Source organism: Mesorhizobium sp. M0159, from assembly GCF_040322295.1.
GTDB lineage: Bacteria > Pseudomonadota > Alphaproteobacteria > Rhizobiales > Rhizobiaceae > Mesorhizobium.
Map to the genome: position 1 here is coordinate 12,801 of NZ_JAMYTF010000057.1, position 15,083 is coordinate 27,883.

The 15,083-nt window shown below is 61.9% G+C and carries 16 protein-coding genes and 2 pseudogenes; 12 read left to right on the plus strand and 6 right to left on the minus strand.

Features of this window, described 5'->3' with window-relative positions:
* Positions 1 to 354: 354 nt before the first annotated feature.
* From NKJ32_RS30735 to NKJ32_RS30745, 3 genes are all read right to left on the minus strand, one after another.
* The gene (locus NKJ32_RS30735; protein ID WP_352829870.1) at positions 355 to 672 is read right to left on the minus strand and encodes a hypothetical protein; all 318 of its coding nucleotides are present in this window, start codon (positions 670 to 672) and stop codon (positions 355 to 357) included.
* 191 nt (positions 673 to 863) lie between these two features.
* Positions 864 to 1,529, minus strand: coding sequence for a 3-oxo-tetronate 4-phosphate decarboxylase (gene otnC / locus NKJ32_RS30740; RefSeq protein WP_352594593.1), 666 nt, complete (start codon positions 1,527 to 1,529; stop codon positions 864 to 866).
* Positions 1,526 to 2,503, minus strand: a complete 978-nt coding sequence (locus tag NKJ32_RS30745) for a LacI family DNA-binding transcriptional regulator (protein ID WP_352594595.1) — start codon at positions 2,501 to 2,503, stop codon at positions 1,526 to 1,528. The genes otnC and NKJ32_RS30745 overlap by 4 nt, the downstream gene beginning before the upstream one ends.
* A gap of 250 nt (positions 2,504 to 2,753) precedes the next feature.
* Here NKJ32_RS30745 and NKJ32_RS30750 point away from each other — a divergent pair, with 250 nt between their 5' ends.
* The 6 genes and pseudogenes from NKJ32_RS30750 (at position 2,754) to NKJ32_RS30775 (ending at position 7,968) form a co-directional block, all read left to right on the plus strand.
* Positions 2,754 to 4,067 (plus strand): MFS transporter, encoded by a 1,314-nt coding sequence (locus NKJ32_RS30750; protein ID WP_352594597.1) that lies wholly within the window; start codon positions 2,754 to 2,756, stop codon positions 4,065 to 4,067.
* A 29-nt stretch (positions 4,068 to 4,096) separates the two neighbouring features.
* Positions 4,097 to 5,044: an L-threonate dehydrogenase gene (gene ltnD, locus NKJ32_RS30755; RefSeq protein ID WP_352594647.1), complete on the plus strand. Its 948-nt coding sequence runs from the start codon at positions 4,097 to 4,099 to the stop codon at positions 5,042 to 5,044.
* A gap of 16 nt (positions 5,045 to 5,060) precedes the next feature.
* Positions 5,061 to 5,873, plus strand: a complete 813-nt coding sequence (gene otnI / locus NKJ32_RS30760; RefSeq protein WP_352594599.1) for a 2-oxo-tetronate isomerase — start codon at positions 5,061 to 5,063, stop codon at positions 5,871 to 5,873.
* Positions 5,870 to 7,150, plus strand: coding sequence for a 3-oxo-tetronate kinase (otnK, locus tag NKJ32_RS30765; RefSeq protein WP_352594601.1), 1,281 nt, complete (start codon positions 5,870 to 5,872; stop codon positions 7,148 to 7,150). The genes otnI and otnK overlap by 4 nt, the downstream gene beginning before the upstream one ends.
* Positions 7,151 to 7,381: 231 nt before the next feature.
* Positions 7,382 to 7,681, plus strand: a pseudogene (locus NKJ32_RS30770) (alpha/beta hydrolase fold domain-containing protein); the annotation flags it as partial.
* Complete coding sequence (locus NKJ32_RS30775) at positions 7,666 to 7,968, plus strand: alpha/beta hydrolase fold domain-containing protein (protein WP_352594649.1); 303 nt, start codon at positions 7,666 to 7,668, stop codon at positions 7,966 to 7,968. The pseudogene NKJ32_RS30770 and the gene NKJ32_RS30775, both read left to right, overlap by 16 nt.
* Before the next feature lie 220 nt (positions 7,969 to 8,188).
* Here NKJ32_RS30775 and NKJ32_RS30780 read toward each other — a convergent pair whose 3' ends face one another.
* The 3 genes from NKJ32_RS30780 to NKJ32_RS30790 form a co-directional block, all read right to left on the minus strand.
* The gene (locus NKJ32_RS30780) at positions 8,189 to 8,767 is read right to left on the minus strand and encodes a methyltransferase (protein WP_352829872.1); all 579 of its coding nucleotides are present in this window, start codon (positions 8,765 to 8,767) and stop codon (positions 8,189 to 8,191) included.
* Positions 8,768 to 8,853: 86 nt separating this feature from the next.
* The gene (locus NKJ32_RS30785) at positions 8,854 to 9,294 is read right to left on the minus strand and encodes a hypothetical protein (protein ID WP_352708776.1); all 441 of its coding nucleotides are present in this window, start codon (positions 9,292 to 9,294) and stop codon (positions 8,854 to 8,856) included.
* Positions 9,272 to 9,937, minus strand: a complete 666-nt coding sequence (locus tag NKJ32_RS30790; RefSeq protein WP_352829874.1) for an alpha/beta fold hydrolase — start codon at positions 9,935 to 9,937, stop codon at positions 9,272 to 9,274. Before NKJ32_RS30790 ends, NKJ32_RS30785 begins: the two co-directional genes overlap by 23 nt.
* A 250-nt stretch (positions 9,938 to 10,187) precedes the next feature.
* Between NKJ32_RS30790 and NKJ32_RS30795 the strand changes: the two genes are divergently transcribed.
* From NKJ32_RS30795 to NKJ32_RS30820, 6 genes and pseudogenes are all read left to right on the plus strand, one after another.
* A complete protein-coding gene (locus tag NKJ32_RS30795) occupies positions 10,188 to 11,237 on the plus strand; it encodes a YihY/virulence factor BrkB family protein (RefSeq protein ID WP_352594607.1) in 1,050 nt (349 codons plus the stop codon).
* Positions 11,238 to 11,299: 62 nt separating this feature from the next.
* Positions 11,300 to 11,861, plus strand: a pseudogene (locus NKJ32_RS35615) (transposase); the annotation flags it as partial.
* A gap of 241 nt (positions 11,862 to 12,102) precedes the next feature.
* Positions 12,103 to 12,450: a hypothetical protein gene (locus NKJ32_RS30805; RefSeq protein WP_352594611.1), complete on the plus strand. Its 348-nt coding sequence runs from the start codon at positions 12,103 to 12,105 to the stop codon at positions 12,448 to 12,450.
* 4 nt (positions 12,451 to 12,454) lie between these two features.
* Positions 12,455 to 12,850: a phage holin family protein gene (locus NKJ32_RS30810; RefSeq protein ID WP_352594613.1), complete on the plus strand. Its 396-nt coding sequence runs from the start codon at positions 12,455 to 12,457 to the stop codon at positions 12,848 to 12,850.
* Positions 12,847 to 13,725, plus strand: a complete 879-nt coding sequence (locus tag NKJ32_RS30815) for a hypothetical protein (RefSeq protein ID WP_352643330.1) — start codon at positions 12,847 to 12,849, stop codon at positions 13,723 to 13,725. The genes NKJ32_RS30810 and NKJ32_RS30815 overlap by 4 nt, the downstream gene beginning before the upstream one ends.
* Positions 13,722 to 14,492 carry a hypothetical protein gene (locus tag NKJ32_RS30820; protein WP_352624911.1) on the plus strand — a complete coding sequence of 257 codons (771 nt, stop codon included), beginning with the start codon at positions 13,722 to 13,724 and terminating at the stop codon, positions 14,490 to 14,492. Before NKJ32_RS30815 ends, NKJ32_RS30820 begins: the two co-directional genes overlap by 4 nt.
* Positions 14,493 to 15,083 lie beyond the last annotated feature (591 nt).

Genomic DNA, 15,083 nt, shown 5'->3' on the forward strand with positions numbered 1-15,083 from the left:
CAAGATGCTGAATCCGACCGCAGTACGGTGCGGAGGTGGGGAAGCGCTTGCACCAGCAGGACGAGGAGCGCCAAGCCTTGCCGTTTGAATCGGTCGTCGGCAACGAGCACAGAGCGCCATTTGCTGCCAGTCATTGTGCGGCTGAACAGCGGAAGTCGGACTCATACGGGCCATTCGCCAAGGGCAAGCCGAGCGACCAAAGTTGGCGCTGCGACCGCACGGCAATTGGCTCACCCAACCCCAGCGTCCAGCTCCAAAGTGTGGAGAAGTGTTCTGGCGGCCCGTAGATCGGCTGTGTCGAAGTCCTCGATAAACCAAGATTGGACCGGCGAGAGGACTTCGAGGGCCTGAGCCTTATCTCCTCGCGGCGTGTAGCCGTGCAAGGCTTGTGGCGGCGCGGAGCTCCCACGACTTCGCCTTTTGAGCCCGCGCGATCTCAACCGCTCTGCAGAACTCGATCTCTGCTTCCTTGACTGCGCCCCTTTGCCAGAGCAAGTCGCCGCGGAGGCGGTGAAGCTCCACCTCGTACGCTTTCTCGCCGTACTGGTCGACGGCCCGGAATGCCTTCGAGAGTACGTCCATCGCCTCCCCGACTTTACCCGCCGACGCAAGCGCCCAGGCGAGGTGGCCGAGATGAGCCGTCCAAAGGATCCGAAAGTTGATCTTGTCCATGCCGGACATCCCGGCTCGCATCAGGTCGAGTCCGTTGTGGTGTTCTCCATGGCGCACTTGCGCCAGGCCGCAGTAGAATTGTCCCCATGAGATGTATGATCTGAGGTCGTGCTCCATGCAGAACTCGAGGGCGAATTTTTCGGCCCGCTACCTCGCTCGAACCATCCTCGGCATCCGACAAGACGGCTTGCTTAATGGCCATGCTCGTCATGCCTCGGCAAAGTCAGCCCAAAAACCCGAACGAGATCGCTGACCTGCTCCGGCGAAAGGTAGCGGGGGTTTAGGCCGCGCAACAGCAGATAGAGTTTTGCAGTCTCCTCCAGCTCTTCGGTGGCGAATACGGCCGCCTCGAGCGTTACGCCCGCGACCACGGGACCGTGGTTTGCCAGCAGCACTGAGGAGTAGCGTCCGGCAAGGCCCTTGATCGCATCCGCGACAGCCGGGTCTCCGGGGCGGAAGTAGGGAACCAGCGCCGTCTGGCCGGCCCGCATCAGATAATAGGGCGTCATCGGCGGCAATACCGCCTTGGGATCGATTTCGGGCAGCATGGTGATGGCCACTGCATGGGTCGAATGCAAATGAACTATGGCGCGGGCCCCTGCCCGCGTCTCATAGAGAGCCGTGTGCAAGGGAATTTCCTTGGTCGGAGCATCGCCCGAGACAAGTTTTCCCTGTGCGTCGAGGCGGGCAATGCGGGCGGGATCGAGAAATCCCAGCGAAGCATTGGTGGGCGTGACCAGCCAGCCACCGTCATCCAGCCGCAGGCTGATATTGCCTGACGATCCCGGCGTCAGACCGCGCTCGAACAGCGAACGCCCGAACCGGCAGATCTCTTCCCTCAACCTCACGTCGGTCATGTCGTGTCTCCCTCGACCAGTTCGAACCCGAGATCGACCACCGTCGGTGGTCCGTCAGAGCACACCAGCCGCGCGCCCATCTCCCCTATGGCGACGCGGGGCGTGAGAATAGTCGACAGCGGCTGCGGGGCGCTGCGCGCCACGTCGAGACCATTATAGCCGAAGATCGCCAGCCGGTCGGGGATGGTGATGCCGCGGGTGAGGCAGTGGAAATAGCCGCCGATCGCCATGTCGTCGTTGGAAAAGTAGACAGCGTCCAAATTCGTGCTGCACTCCAGCAGGCGCGCCAGCCCGTCGCGCCCAGCTTGGATCGAAGACGAGGCAGGAATGATTTCTTCTCCGGCGAGATCGAGGCCTGCCTCGACAAGTGCCGAGCGAAATCCTGCGAAGCGCTTGGCGGCGCGCAGGTCGCGGTTAAGGTCGTGGCCGACATAGCCGATCTGCCGGTAGCCGCGCGAAACCAGATGGCCCGCGGTGGCGCGTCCCGCCTCGCGGTTGGAGAAGCCGACGACGATGTCGATACCGTCGCCGTCGGTATCGAGCAGTTCGGCGACGCGGATACCAGAGTTGCGCAGCATTGCGCCCGCGCGCTCGGTGTGTTCGAGCCCCGCTACCATGACGCCGGCTGGGCGCCAGCTCAGCAGCGACTCGATGAGGCTCTCCTCACGTCCTAATTCATAGTCGGTTACCGCGATGACGGGTTGAAAGCCGGCGCCGACGAGGACTGTGTTCGCCCCCCGCAGCATGTCGGGAAAGACGATGTTGCTGAGCGAGGGGATGACAATCCCTACGAGCCTGGAACCGGTGGAAGCCAGCGTTCCGGCAATGCGGTTCGGCACATAGCCGAGGCTTGTCGCGGCATTGAGAACGCTCTCGCGCGTCTTTGCCGAGAAGGATCCATGCCCCCGTAGCACGCGCGAGGCGGTGCTCTCGCCAACGCCGGCTGCGCGCGCGACGTCGGTGAGGGTAATCATCGGCACCGCTCCCATCCCTCGGCTATTTCGTCGACCATTTCCGAGCCCCTAATCCACCGCCGCCTCTGAGCTGTCTGGCCGCCCCATTTTGGCACGTCGCAGTGGCCAACTCAACAAACTTTTGGCAGCGCTGCCACTTTTCTGTTGGCAGCGCTGCCAATCCATGTTATCCGTCAATGCAAGCGCTGCCAAAAGTGAGGATGAGTGGCGCGAAACTGGCGACGAACGCCCTCAATCAGGGAGGAATGAAATGACGGTGCTCACCCCAACGCTGCCAGCTGAAACAGTGGCAGGAATCGAGACCCGAAGAATCGCCTACAGCAAGGTCTTCTGGCGAATCGTGCCGTTTCTGATGCTGTGTTACGTCGTCGCCTATCTAGACCGCGTCAATGTCGGCTTCGCCAAGCTCGACATGTCCGCCGAACTCGGCTTCAGCGAAACGGTCTACGGCCTCGGCGCCGGCATCTTTTTCATCGGCTATTTTCTGTTTGAGGTGCCGAGCAACATCATCCTGCACAAGGTTGGTGCGCGCATGTGGATCGCGCGCATCATGATCACCTGGGGTCTGATCTCGGCAGGCTTCATGTTCGTCGAATCGGCTCCGATGTTCTATTTGCTGCGCTTCCTGTTGGGCGTTGCCGAGGCAGGCTTCTATCCGGGGATAATTCTTTTCCTGACCTATTGGTATCCTTCGCACCGCCGCGCCAAGATCATCGCTGTCTTCATGTCCGCAATTCCGATATCCGGCATCTTCGGCAACCCGCTTTCCGGCTGGATCATGGATTCGTTCCACGGCGATAGCGGTCTTGCCGGCTGGCAGTGGATGTTCCTCATCGAGGCGGTTCCCGCTGTGCTGCTCGGCATCGCCGTCTTCTTCTTCCTCGACAATGGCATCCGTGACGCCAAGTGGCTGAGCGAAGCGGAAAAGCGGGTGCTCGAAGAAGAGATCGAGCGCGAGGAACGCCGCAAGGAGGAAGCGCATTCGGTCGCCGGGGTATTCCGCGACGGCCGCATCTGGCTGATGTGCCTGATCTATTTCTGCTTCGTGATGGGCCAATACGGGCTGACGTTCTGGATGCCGACCCTGGTCAAGGCGACCGGCGTCACCGGCAATCTCAACATCGGGCTGATCAGCGCCATCCCATTCATCTGTGCCGTCGTCACCATGAACCTGTTCGGTCGCAGCGCCGACTGGCACCGCGAGCGCCGCTGGCACCTGGTCGTGCCGGCGCTGCTCGGAGCCGTCGGCTTTATCGTCGCCGCAACGTCCTCGAACCCGACGATCGCCATCGCCTTCCTGTCGCTGGCAGCGGCTGGAGCAATCACCTGCGCGCCGCTCTTCTGGTCTTTGCCGACAGCCTTTCTGGGGGGAACCGGCGCCGCAGCGGGCATTGCGCTGATCAATTCGGTAGGCAATCTGGCCGGCTTCGCCAGTCCCTACCTTGTGGGCTACCTCAAGGACCTGACCGGGACGACGCACGTCGCCATGTACGCGCTCGCCGCCATCCTCGTGGCCGGCGCGATCCTGGTGCTGACGACGCCCGCCAAGCTGGTCAACAAGTGATGACACCGACGGAAAATGGAGTTTCCATGATGACTGTTCAGGCTGTGCAAAGGGAAAACCCCGCGGTGACCAAAGCGACCAGGGTCGCCGTGATCGGCCTCGGCTCGATGGGGTTCGGGATGGCCCAGTCGCTGCAGCGCGCAGCATTCGAGGTGACCGGCTTCGACGTCGATGAAGCTGCGGTTACGCGTTTCGTCGCCCAAGGCGGGCGGGGTGCTTCGACCCCCGCCCAGGCGGCTCAGGATGCGGATGTCGTGGTTTCGGTCGTCGTCAACGCGGCACAAACCGAAGCCATCCTTTTTGGTGAGCATGGCGTTGGCGAGACACTGCCCGAAGGAGCGGTCTTCGTCTCCTCGGCCACGATGGACCCCGATCTCGCACGCAAGTTCGCGGCCCGCCTGGAAGAGACGGGGCGGCTCTATCTCGACGCGCCAATCAGTGGCGGCTCGGTCCGGGCCGCGGAAGGCGCCCTCACCATTCTCGCGTCCGGCAGCCCTGCCGCGTTCGCAAAGGCGCGCCCGTTGCTCGATGCCATGGCAGCCAAACTCTATGAACTGGGGGACGAACCGGGCACCGGCGCCGCATTCAAGATGATTAATCAGTTGCTCGCTGGCGTACATATCGCCGCAGCGAGCGAAGCCATCGTGTTTGCCGCCCGCCAGGGGCTAGACCTCCGCAAGGTCTACGAGGTGATTACGGCCTCGGCCGGCAACTCCTGGATGTTCGAGAACCGGATGCCGCACGTGCTCGACGGAGACTACACGCAGCGCAGCGCGGTCGATATCTTCGTCAAGGATCTCGGCATCATCCAGGACATGGCCCGCAGCGCCAAATACCCGGTGCCGGTTGCAGCCGCCGCGCTGCAGATGTTCCTGATGACGTCGGCTGGCGGAATGGGACGCGACGACGATGCCTCGGTCGCCCGGGTCTACGCCCGCATCACCGGCATCGATCTGCCCGGCACAACGCAACCCTGACCAGGAACGCATGATCATGCCTCGCTTCGCCGCCAATCTGACCATGATGTTCAACGAATGGCCATTCCTCGACCGGTTTGAAGCGGCCGCGGCCGCCGGCTTCACGGCGGTAGAGTTCCTGTTCCCTTACGAGCACACGCCGGAAGCGATCGGCGAGCGCCTGGCGCGGAACGGTCTGACCCAGGCCCTGTTCAATCTCCCGTCTGGCGATTGGGCCGCAGGTGAACGCGGCCTTGCCGCGTTGCCCGAGCGCTTCGATGAGCTAAAGGCCGGCGTGGAGACCGCGCTCTCTTACGCCGAAGCCACCGCCGCACAGCGCCTCCATCTGATGTCCGGGCTCGGCTCGCGCGAGGACAAGGGCGCCGTCGATGCCTATCGAGAAGCGTTGACCTGGACCGCCGAAAAACTGGCGGATCGCGGCATGGACCTGGTGATCGAACCGATCAATGGCCGCGACATGCCGGGCTATTTTCTGAACGATTTCGCCTTTGCGGAATCGCTGATCCACGACCTTGCGCTGCCCAATCTCAAGCTTCAGTTCGACATCTACCACCGTCAGATCCTGCATGGGGATGTCACCATGGCTCTGCGGAGCCTGTTGCCGATTATTGGCCACATCCAGATCGCAAGCGTGCCCTCTAGGCACGAACCCACCTGTGAAGAACTTGACGATCGATTCATCTTCGCGGAGTTGGACCGGCTGGGCTATGGCGGTTTTGTTGGCTGCGAATATCGTCCCAAGGCCAAGACGCTTGACGGGCTCGGCTGGTTCGCCTCCTTTGCCGTGGAGCAGGACCGGGTCTCAAAAGCTGTTGGATCTCTTCTATGACCCTCGCCCTTGGTTGCATAGCGGACGACTATACCGGCGCGTCAGACTTGGCGAACACCCTGGCGAAACAAGGCTTACGTACGGTTCAGACCATCGGGATTCCATCGGCTGACCTGCCGCTACCCGAAGTCGATGCTATCGTCATCTCGCTGAAAATCCGTTCGGTTGGCGCATCTGATGCGGTTGAACGAGCCCGCGCTGCCCAAGATTGGCTCCGCACCCGCGGCGCGGCGCACGTGATGTACAAGATCTGCTCGACCTTCGATTCTACCGATGCAGGCAATATCGGCCCGGTTCTCGATGCCTTGCGCGCTGATGCCCTTGAAACATCCGTCCTTGTAACACCGGCCTTTCCTGAAACCGATCGCACCGTCTACAAGGGCAATCTATTCGTCGGTGCGGTTCCGCTGAATGAGAGCTCGCTCAGGGATCATCCTCTCAATCCCATGCGCGATGCCAATCTGGTCCGCGTGCTGGCTCGGCAGAGCACCGCGGCAGTTGGACTTGTCGAGCTCGCTACAGTTGCTCAGGGCGCGGATGCAATCCGCACTAGACTAGAGCTGCTTTCTACCAGCGGGACCGGAGCGGCTATTGCCGACGCCGTCTTCGAGACGGACCTCGAAGCAATCGGCACGGCAGCGTTAGCCCAGCGCCTGTCGGTCGGAGCGTCCGGGCTGGGATTGGGCCTCGCTCGCGGCCTGATCGCCGCCGGCACCGCACGGCGCCAACAAAGGGTAACCATTCGTGAACAACCGATCGGAGGTCCGGCAGCGTGCCTTGCCGGCAGCTGCTCACGGGCGACGCTGGCGCAGATTGCCAAAGCCGAGCAGACCATGCCTGTACTGAGGCTTGATCCGGAAAAGCTGGTAACCGATCCTTCGGAGACAGTAGAACGTGCCCTCACTTGGGCGACGGAGCACCTTACCAAAGGTCCTATTCTGATCTCCAGCAGCGCGCCCCCGGATGAGGTTTCCAGGCTCCAGGAGCGCCATGGACGGGAGGCGGCCGGCCACACTATCGAGCGCACCCTCGCGATGATTGCAGGGGGGCTGGTCGAGCTGGGAGTCCGCAGGCTGGTCGTTGCCGGTGGCGAGACATCTGGCGCGGTCGTCGATCGCCTGGCGATTCCGGCGTTCGAATTAGGCACGGAAATCGCGGCGGGCGTACCCGTGTTGCGAACATTGGGAACTCAGTACGGCGAAATGGCGCTGGCCCTCAAATCAGGCAATTTCGGTGGCGAAGGCTTCTTTGCGGACGCCTTGGCCATCATTGCGTAAGCGCCAAATCGCGCAATTGGCTGTCCCGCTTGTCGGACCTCCCCCTAGCCTGTAGTGAATGCCGACGCGGTGGGTGATCAGCCCGCTGACGTCCAGATCATCCTCACGATCGGCGGGGCACCTCCGGACGAAGCACACGGTCCGTCTGAATGTGCTACAGAGTTCAGCGGCAAGCAAGTTGGGAGCGACAGCCTCGGCCTGGGCGGATGTGCCGGCCGCCAAGCATCAAAGATGCGCGATCGCCGGCCGTCCAGATGCGGTCCACAGACGTCCTGCTCATGGGCCGCAGGTGCAGCTGGGCTACCCGACATCGACCCCGCACGCATCGCCATCGGTGCCGCCAGCGCCGGCGGCGGTCTGGCCGCCGCGCTGGCGCTGCTGGCGAAGGAACGTGGCGTGATCCATCCGGTTCTGCAACTGCTGTCCTACCCAATGCTGGATGACCGGACCACCACCCGCACCGACATCGACCCGCGGCGGCTCCGCCTCTGGAGCCCGGCCAGCAACCGGTTCGGCTGGCGCTCCTACCTCGGCCCCACCACCGCGGACGGCAACGTGCCCCCGCTGGCCGCCCGGCCCGCTACGACGACCTCTCCGGCCTGCCGCCCGCATGGATCGGCGTCGGCACCAACGACCTGTTCCACGACGAGGACGTCACCTACGCCCGGCGACTGCAGCAGGCCGGCGTCGCCAGCACCCTGCACGTAGTGCCCGGCGCCTACCACAACTTCGACTCCATCGAAGCGAAAGCCGCCATCTCCCGGGCCTTCGTCAACGCCCAGACGACGGCACTGGACGAAGCACTCAAGGACGGCTGAACGGACGCACGCGACAGGTCAGCCGCCCGCGCCTACCTCGCGCGGCTGAAGGAACGCACGACAGGGCGCGACAAGCCGACCAGCCCCGGGGACGTACCGCGCGAGATATGGCTCTCTCCGGGTTGACGCAGGACAAGCAATGCTCTCGACGCTGAGGTTGTGGGCTGCCCGGATAGGGTCGGGGCGCCTCGGAGATCCAAAACCAACTGTTCAGCCACGATCAGCCCGTGAGGCGCGCACGAAACAACGTGGAGCCGTCCGTCAGGCGCGACCTGGAGATATCCCGGAATCCAGCCTCGGTCATCCATGCGCGATATTGACCTTCAGTGTACGATTCACCGTGGCGGTAGAGGTTCAAGAAGGTGAGATTCAGAAAGACACCCTCAGGCGGGCCAAGGCGGTCGTCATCGACGACGCCCGGCCCCGCAATTGCGATCTCGCCTCCGAGTGTTAGGCAACGCGCCGCGTTCAGGATCGAACTGCGCGCCTGGTCCGGCGGAAGGACCTGGACGACGGCCTTCAGGATCGCCAGATCGTGCCGACCGATCGATGGCGCGACAGTTATGTCCCCCTCTTCGACAACCACGTCGTCGGCACCGTATTCTGACAGGATATCTGGCGCGACCGCTGCGACCGTTGGCAGTTCCATCAGCGTCGCCGCAATCTGCGGCCGCTGCTCGCGAAGTCCGACGAGAATGGTCCCGCGCCCCCCGCCGATGTCGATCACCGAACCGATCGTCGAGAGGTCCATCGCCCGGGCCAGATGTCGGCCGAAAATCACCCCGCCCGGTGCGAGCATGCGGCTGAAGGCCGCCGCGGCCTCGGGCCCCGCTTCGGAAAAGTCGTGCAGCGCAGCCGGCCGGTTCTGTCGCAGCGACTCCGCGGTCAGTAGATCGGCTCGCCAGAGCTCGAGCAGGAGCGCATGATCGCCGGCGCGATATGTCGGCTTGGACGCGTCGAGGAAGGCTGACGCTTCGGCTCCGTTGCGAAATTGACCATCCTTGACTTCGAGGAGACCAATGCTGGCGAGCGCGTAGAGGGCGCGGCCCCAAGGCTGTCAGCAGTCATCGCGCTGCCACCGAGCCCGGTGAAGATGCCGAGGTCCAGCCCGGCGCGAAGCGCCAAGGCGGGGGGCACCGCTGCGATCAGGTTGTCGATCCGATCAGAATCCACCATACCATATCCCTTCCACGATCCAGGACCGGCGATCAGAAGTTTGTCACGGAACCGACGAGCGTTTGAAGTAGCATGGTCGACCAGACCGATATACGTGCCCAGTTGGTATTCGACGTCGAAACCGTGACTAGCTGGCTGACTGTTGATCAAGCCCTGCGTAAATCCAGGCACGCGTCTGTTCCAGCACCTCATCGGAAAACGCAGGGTCGTCAACCGCCCGGGCGAGGATCACTGCCCGACCATCGCGGCTGGATGTCCTGAGTGCTCGTGCGAGCAAGGCCGAGCGGCGCGCACCCAAAACGGCTTCGGGCAGCAAGGGGATCTGGAAGAAAACCGCGTAACTGCTCCGCAGAAACTGCGTCGGAGATCGTAGGGCATGGGTAAACAGCACCTCGGGATGTGGCGCATTCAGGATGACGAGCTTGTCCAGGCGATGAGTCAACTTTGCCCCGGCGGCCCAAGCGACGATGCCGCCCCAGTCATGGCCGACGAGGTGAAACCTTCCGATGCCGAGCGCGTCGGCCAGGGCGACGACATCGCCGAGGAGCTTGGGGAGCGTGTACTCGCGGATGCCCTCTGGCTTGTCGCTGGTGTTGTAGCCCCTCTTGGTCGGGAACGATGACCCGATATCCGGCGGAAGCGAGCGTACCGATCTGCCGTCTCCAGCCGATCCAGAAGTCCGGGAAGCCGTGCAGGAGCATGACCGGCTTACCCCGGCAGGCCCGGCCTGAACGACATGAAGCCGAATGCTTCCGGCGTCGACGAACTGATGTTCAGGCGCGAGTGAGATCATGGCTGGAAACGCGGGTGTCCTAAAACTGATCCAGCGCAATGAGGATTTAGATCAGGCTGCGTCGTCCCGACAACATGCACGCTCAGCCGTCGCATCCCCCCGGCAGATGGGCATGGGAGCCGAAGGTCCAAGTGGGATGACGCCAGTGTTTCTGCAGCCGGGATGTTATTTTGCAAGCGCAGGTCTGCACCTGCATCCTTTGGCGCTATTATACGTTTCCCCGCGACGAAGGTGCTCCGGACCGGCGGCCATGTCGAAGAAAACAACCGAGGACCCTTACGAAGGTAAAGTGCAACTTGAGCGGCCGCCCGACCCGGAGGGCCGCGGACGCAATGCCGAATGGCCGTCAGAGATTCCTGGCCGCGGCTGGAAGGACGTGCTGTGGCGGGTCTTCGCTGAGCTCACAGAGGACCGTGTTATGCTTATCGCGGCCGGGGCCGCATTCTATCTGCTTCTTGCCCTCTTTCCAGCGCTTGCCGCCTTCGTGTCCATCTACGGTTTCGTCGCCGATCCTCAGACCATCGCTGAGCACGTTGCGTTCCTTGGCGGCGTACTGCCCTCGGGAGGTCTGGATATCATCAGATCTCAGCTTGCGTCCTTAGCCGCTCAGAAGACTGGCGCGCTCAGCTTCGGCTTCATCTTCGGCCTTGCCGTCACACTGTGGAGCGCCAGTAACGGCATAAAGACGCTATTCGAAGCCATGAACATCGCCTACGAGGAGAGAGAAAAGCGCGGCTTCATCCACCTGAATCTCCTGGCCTTGGGCTTCACACTTGGCGCCATCCTCATTGGGATCGGCTTTATCGTCTCGGTGGGGATTGTGCCGGCCGTGCTTGCGCTGCTGAACCTCGGCGGCTGGATCGAAGCCCTTGTGCGGATCCTTCGGTGGCCGATGATGCTCATCATGGTTGGCGTCGGGACCACGCTGATTTACCGCTACGGGCCCAGCCGTGAAAGGGCAAAGTGGAAATGGGCGACATGGGGCGCCTTCCTCGCGGCTGTGGTCTGGATCGCAGTCTCGATAGGATTCTCCTACTATCTTGAAAACTTCGCCAACTACAACGCGACGTATGGAGCCCTTGGGGCAGTCATCGGCTTGATGATGTGGACTTGGATTTCTGTGATTATCCTGGTTGTAGGTGCGGAGCTAAATTCAGAGATGGAGCATCAGACAGCGATGGACACCACCACAGGTGCGCAGCAGCCGATGGGTGCGCGAGGTGCCACGGTCGCCGACACGCTGGGCGGATCGGCCGATGCCGCCGACCAGCAGTCGCGTTTTGACGAGCGCAACGCGTAGCGCGCAGATCACTTTGCACGCCATGGTCAAGCGGCTGTAACCAACGCCGCGGAGCGTGGCCAGAACGGCTCAAGGCGCTGATCGCCCGGCTTGCCCAGGTGACTGGCGATCTCACCATCCAGAAGCAACGCAAAAGCGCCGTCGCCGATGCCGAACCCCTCGCCAGCCTCGACGAGGTCATTGTTCTGCTCAAGCGTCAGAGCCGCCGACTTGAAGGGCGAGATCGCCTCGCTAATCGACGACGACCCGCTGTGGGCTGTCTCGATTAGGTCTTCCGTTCGGTCAAGGGTGTCGCCCGATACTCCTGATGGCCGAGTTGCCCGAGATTGGCACCCTTTCCAATAAGGCCATCGCCAAACTCGTAGGCTTGGCGCCGATCGCCAGTGACAGCGGCAGGCGCAGCGGTCGAAGACCGGTGCGCGGCGGCCGTGAAGGTCCGCGCTCCAGCCTCTCCCTCGTCGCGCTCACCGTCGCCAGATATGGTCCCCACCCCGGCGCCTTCCATCAGAGTTGAAGCAGGCAGGAAAGGAAAAGATGGTGATTCGCATTGCGCTCGCCCGCAAGCTACTCGTCATTCCGAATGCAAAGGCACGCGATGCGCGCACCGAGTTGGAAAATGCAACTTGGACACCCCAGCCAGTCGCTCATTGGGAACCAACGGGCCTTACCTCCGTTTGCTCCTCGAATGGAGGAAACCATGAACAACCGGAATTCTGAACGGCGTCCCCCGACTGCGGTAAGAGCTGGTGACGGTACCTCGGAAGACATAGGAGCGACCGTAAGCGGCGCGTTATCCAAAGCGTCGGACATAGCACAAGGGGCAGCGGGAACCGCCAAACGGGCGGCCGCTGGTGGCGCGTCGACCGTGACCAATCAGGTGAAGGAGATGTTGGACCGTCAGGTCGGCAGCGGCGCCGAGGTGATCGGCCAGCTGGCGAGCTCGACCAAACGTGCGGCCGAGGACCTCGACACAAATGCACCGATAGTCGCTGGGGTCGTGCGCACCTTCGCGAATAGGCTTGATGGATACGCAGACGACCTGCGAGACAGATCCGTCGATCAACTGGTTCTTGCAGCGTCCGATTTGGCCAGGCGCAAGCCGGGTTTGGTGTTTGGGCTGGCCGCCGTAGCGGGTTTTTTGACATTTCGCACACTGAAGAGCGCGCCTCCCGCTCCAGAATCCATCAAGGAAAGGCGGCAGGGAGCGAACTGATCTGATGGCACAGGAACAACTGAAGAATTCGCCTCTCCCTCAAGCACTGTCGGCAGTGTTGGCGGACGTCGCGGACCTCTTTCAGAAAGAGTTGCGCCTGGCGCATGCGGAGCTGTCCGCCAACGTCTCAACGAAGCTCCAAGCAGGTGTGTGGATGTCTGCTGCTGGCGCGCTGGGAGTGGTCGCCGCTCTGCTTCTAATGCAAGCCCTCGTACTTGGAATCGCGAGCTTAGGGATAGCTCTGCACTGGTCGTGTCTGATCGTCGCGGCCGCAACGGCGGCTGCCGCTGCTTTCGCCTACTATAGGGGCCGCGCTGATGCGCAAAAAGAACTTCTGCCGACACACTCCATAAGCCAGATAAAGCAGGATATTGCGACAACCAAGGAGCAACTAACATGAGCCGCAATTCACAGGTCCAGGATTTTGGAACGAAAGAATGGCTTCTCAGCTCCGCTAGGAACAATCCCGAAGGCCTTCTGCTCGTCGCAGCAGGGTGCGCGCTGCTAATGCGCAGCCGCGGTTCAAGTGCCGGGCATCGCGAGCAATCCCGTGGAACCAACGGGCGCCAAAATGCTCCGCACGTACGCACCGCCAGCGGCGGGGCGTCAAAAACGCAGGAAGAGGCTAGCGAGACAGCAGAGGCCATGCGCGACAATTTAGCCGGCATTGGGGAGAAGGTGAGTGAAACCGCAAGTCACTACGCATCATCGGCCGCGGCATACGCAGAACAGGCCGGTCGCACCGTATCCGAGAAGTCAGGGCGCGTGGTGCAGCAAGCCCAATCAACGTTCCAGGACACGATTGGCCGCATGGTGGAAGAACAACCATTGGCTTTTGTCCTGGCCGGCTTCGCAGCCGGTGCCGCTATAGCTGCTGCTTTACCGGCCAGCGATGTCGAGAGGCGCACGCTCGGCCCAGTAGGAGAGCGATTGACGGATGCTGCTGAAAAAGCTGGGGACCGATTGAAGTCTTCGACAGCAAAGGCGGGCGAACGGCTCAAGAGCGCAGCCGAGGAACGTGGGCTGAATTCGGACGGCCTCAAGGAGGTCGCAAGGGACGTTGCGGGCGCCTTTGGAAGCGCCTTATCAGAAGAGCAATCAAGTGAACCCGTGCAGCCGTCTTCGCCAAGCCCAAGTGGATCGAGCGGTCCATCCACCGCCAAGCTGCAACCGGGCAGCGCCACCCCTTCGGAAGGAATAACGGCCAAATCGCAGCGGTCGGACAACCCTCGGTCGAGCAAACCTGCCCGCCCCGGTGGCAAGAGAGATTTATGATGGCCGATCCGCAACTTGAGCATCTTGAATACGAAGTTGAGGCTGCCCGGGCTAAGCTCGCCGAGGATTTGTCGACACTTCGGTCGCCAAACATGCTCTCCGAGTTTACCGACGATTTGAAACACGAAGCGCTTGAGGCAAAGGATGCGCTAGTGGAGAAAGCAAGAGCCTCAATGCAATCGGTGGCGCAGGCGATTATTGACGATCTCAAGGCAAAGGCGGCTGCCAATCCGAGCGCTGCTTTGGCGATTGGGGCCGGTTTGGGGTGGCGTTTCCTCCGCCGTCCGCCGATCGCAACCGCACTTGTCGGAGCGGGATTGTTCAGCTTATTGCGGACCAATTCAGCCCGGCCACCCGGCGAGCAGCAGGTGGATCACCTATCGTACGCCAAGGAGCGCCTGAAGGAGCAATCTAGTGATTTGGCGGAAAGCGTCAGTGATTTCGCTCTTGAAACGGCTGGTAAAATAAAACGCGAAGCTGCCGAGTTGACCGGCGTGGCCACGGAAACTGTTAAAGAGAAGACAGAACGCCTGGCTGCGGGTATCCGCCATAGCGGCGTTGGGCCGCACGAGGGCGAGACTGCCGCAAGAGCATCCGCACCCTTCGATGAAGCTTCGTTAGCTGTTCAAGACGCATCGGGCGATGAGCATACCGAGGACAAACTCCTTCTGGCGGCGGCAGGTTTAGCAGTCGCCGCGGCTGTCGGCTTTGCCTATCAACGACGTCTGAATGAGCAGATGGACACCGACCGAACTGGAAGAGCGTAGACAGAGGTCATTGCAGAGAAACAGTCGTCCTGAAGGCAAAGTATGATGCCGCGCTCACATTTATCGAGTCCCGACGAGTTCAGCCATCGGATTGCATATTCTGGAACCACGAACGGCGCAATGACGTTGCGCACGGCGGAGAAGATCGGACAAAGCGGTCAACCCCTTCGAGCATGATGATCGTCGGCCGGTCGGTCACGGCTTTCAGCGAAACCGCCGAAAGCGTTTGACACGTCTCTGGCTTGTTTTTCTTTCTCGGTAGCCAACTTCCTACACTCCGATGTGCCAGCACGGTCGGCTGTCGGCGACCACGGTCGCCATACCGTGTTCCACGCCAACAGAAAAAACCCGCCTCGACTGCCGCTGAGCGCGCGCATCCCCGCGTCTGGAACGCTTCAATACTTTGCCGTTGTTAAAGGCACTTGCAGGAGCCGGGCATGAGAGTATTCCAACGAATTTTGCCGCTCGCCGTGTTCGCGTTGCAACTCTTTGCCGTGCAGTCATTTGGTACGCCTCCGGCGAGGGCCGCCTTGCGGGAGCATGGCCCGGTAGCGAAGCTGCGCTCTTAAGGTCGTCCTTTCGAGCGTAGTT

What these genes read in the sequence shown, in the direction of transcription:
- NKJ32_RS30820 (WP_352624911.1), top strand. Translation starts at nt 13,722, where the DNA reads ATGATGGCCGATCCGCAACTTGAGCATCTTGAATACGAAGTTGAGGCT.
- NKJ32_RS30735 (WP_352829870.1), bottom strand. Translation starts at nt 672, where the DNA reads ATGGACAAGATCAACTTTCGGATCCTTTGGACGGCTCATCTCGGCCAC.
- NKJ32_RS30795 (WP_352594607.1), top strand. Translation starts at nt 10,188, where the DNA reads ATGTCGAAGAAAACAACCGAGGACCCTTACGAAGGTAAAGTGCAACTT.
- NKJ32_RS30810 (WP_352594613.1), top strand. Translation starts at nt 12,455, where the DNA reads ATGGCACAGGAACAACTGAAGAATTCGCCTCTCCCTCAAGCACTGTCG.
- NKJ32_RS30750 (WP_352594597.1), top strand. Translation starts at nt 2,754, where the DNA reads ATGACGGTGCTCACCCCAACGCTGCCAGCTGAAACAGTGGCAGGAATC.
- otnC (WP_352594593.1), bottom strand. Translation starts at nt 1,529, where the DNA reads ATGACCGACGTGAGGTTGAGGGAAGAGATCTGCCGGTTCGGGCGTTCG.
- otnK (WP_352594601.1), top strand. Translation starts at nt 5,870, where the DNA reads ATGACCCTCGCCCTTGGTTGCATAGCGGACGACTATACCGGCGCGTCA.
- otnI (WP_352594599.1), top strand. Translation starts at nt 5,061, where the DNA reads ATGCCTCGCTTCGCCGCCAATCTGACCATGATGTTCAACGAATGGCCA.
- NKJ32_RS30790 (WP_352829874.1), bottom strand. Translation starts at nt 9,937, where the DNA reads ATGATCTCACTCGCGCCTGAACATCAGTTCGTCGACGCCGGAAGCATT.
- NKJ32_RS30745 (WP_352594595.1), bottom strand. Translation starts at nt 2,503, where the DNA reads ATGATTACCCTCACCGACGTCGCGCGCGCAGCCGGCGTTGGCGAGAGC.
- ltnD (WP_352594647.1), top strand. Translation starts at nt 4,097, where the DNA reads ATGACTGTTCAGGCTGTGCAAAGGGAAAACCCCGCGGTGACCAAAGCG.
- NKJ32_RS30815 (WP_352643330.1), top strand. Translation starts at nt 12,847, where the DNA reads ATGAGCCGCAATTCACAGGTCCAGGATTTTGGAACGAAAGAATGGCTT.
- NKJ32_RS30780 (WP_352829872.1), bottom strand. Translation starts at nt 8,767, where the DNA reads ATGCTCGCACCGGGCGGGGTGATTTTCGGCCGACATCTGGCCCGGGCG.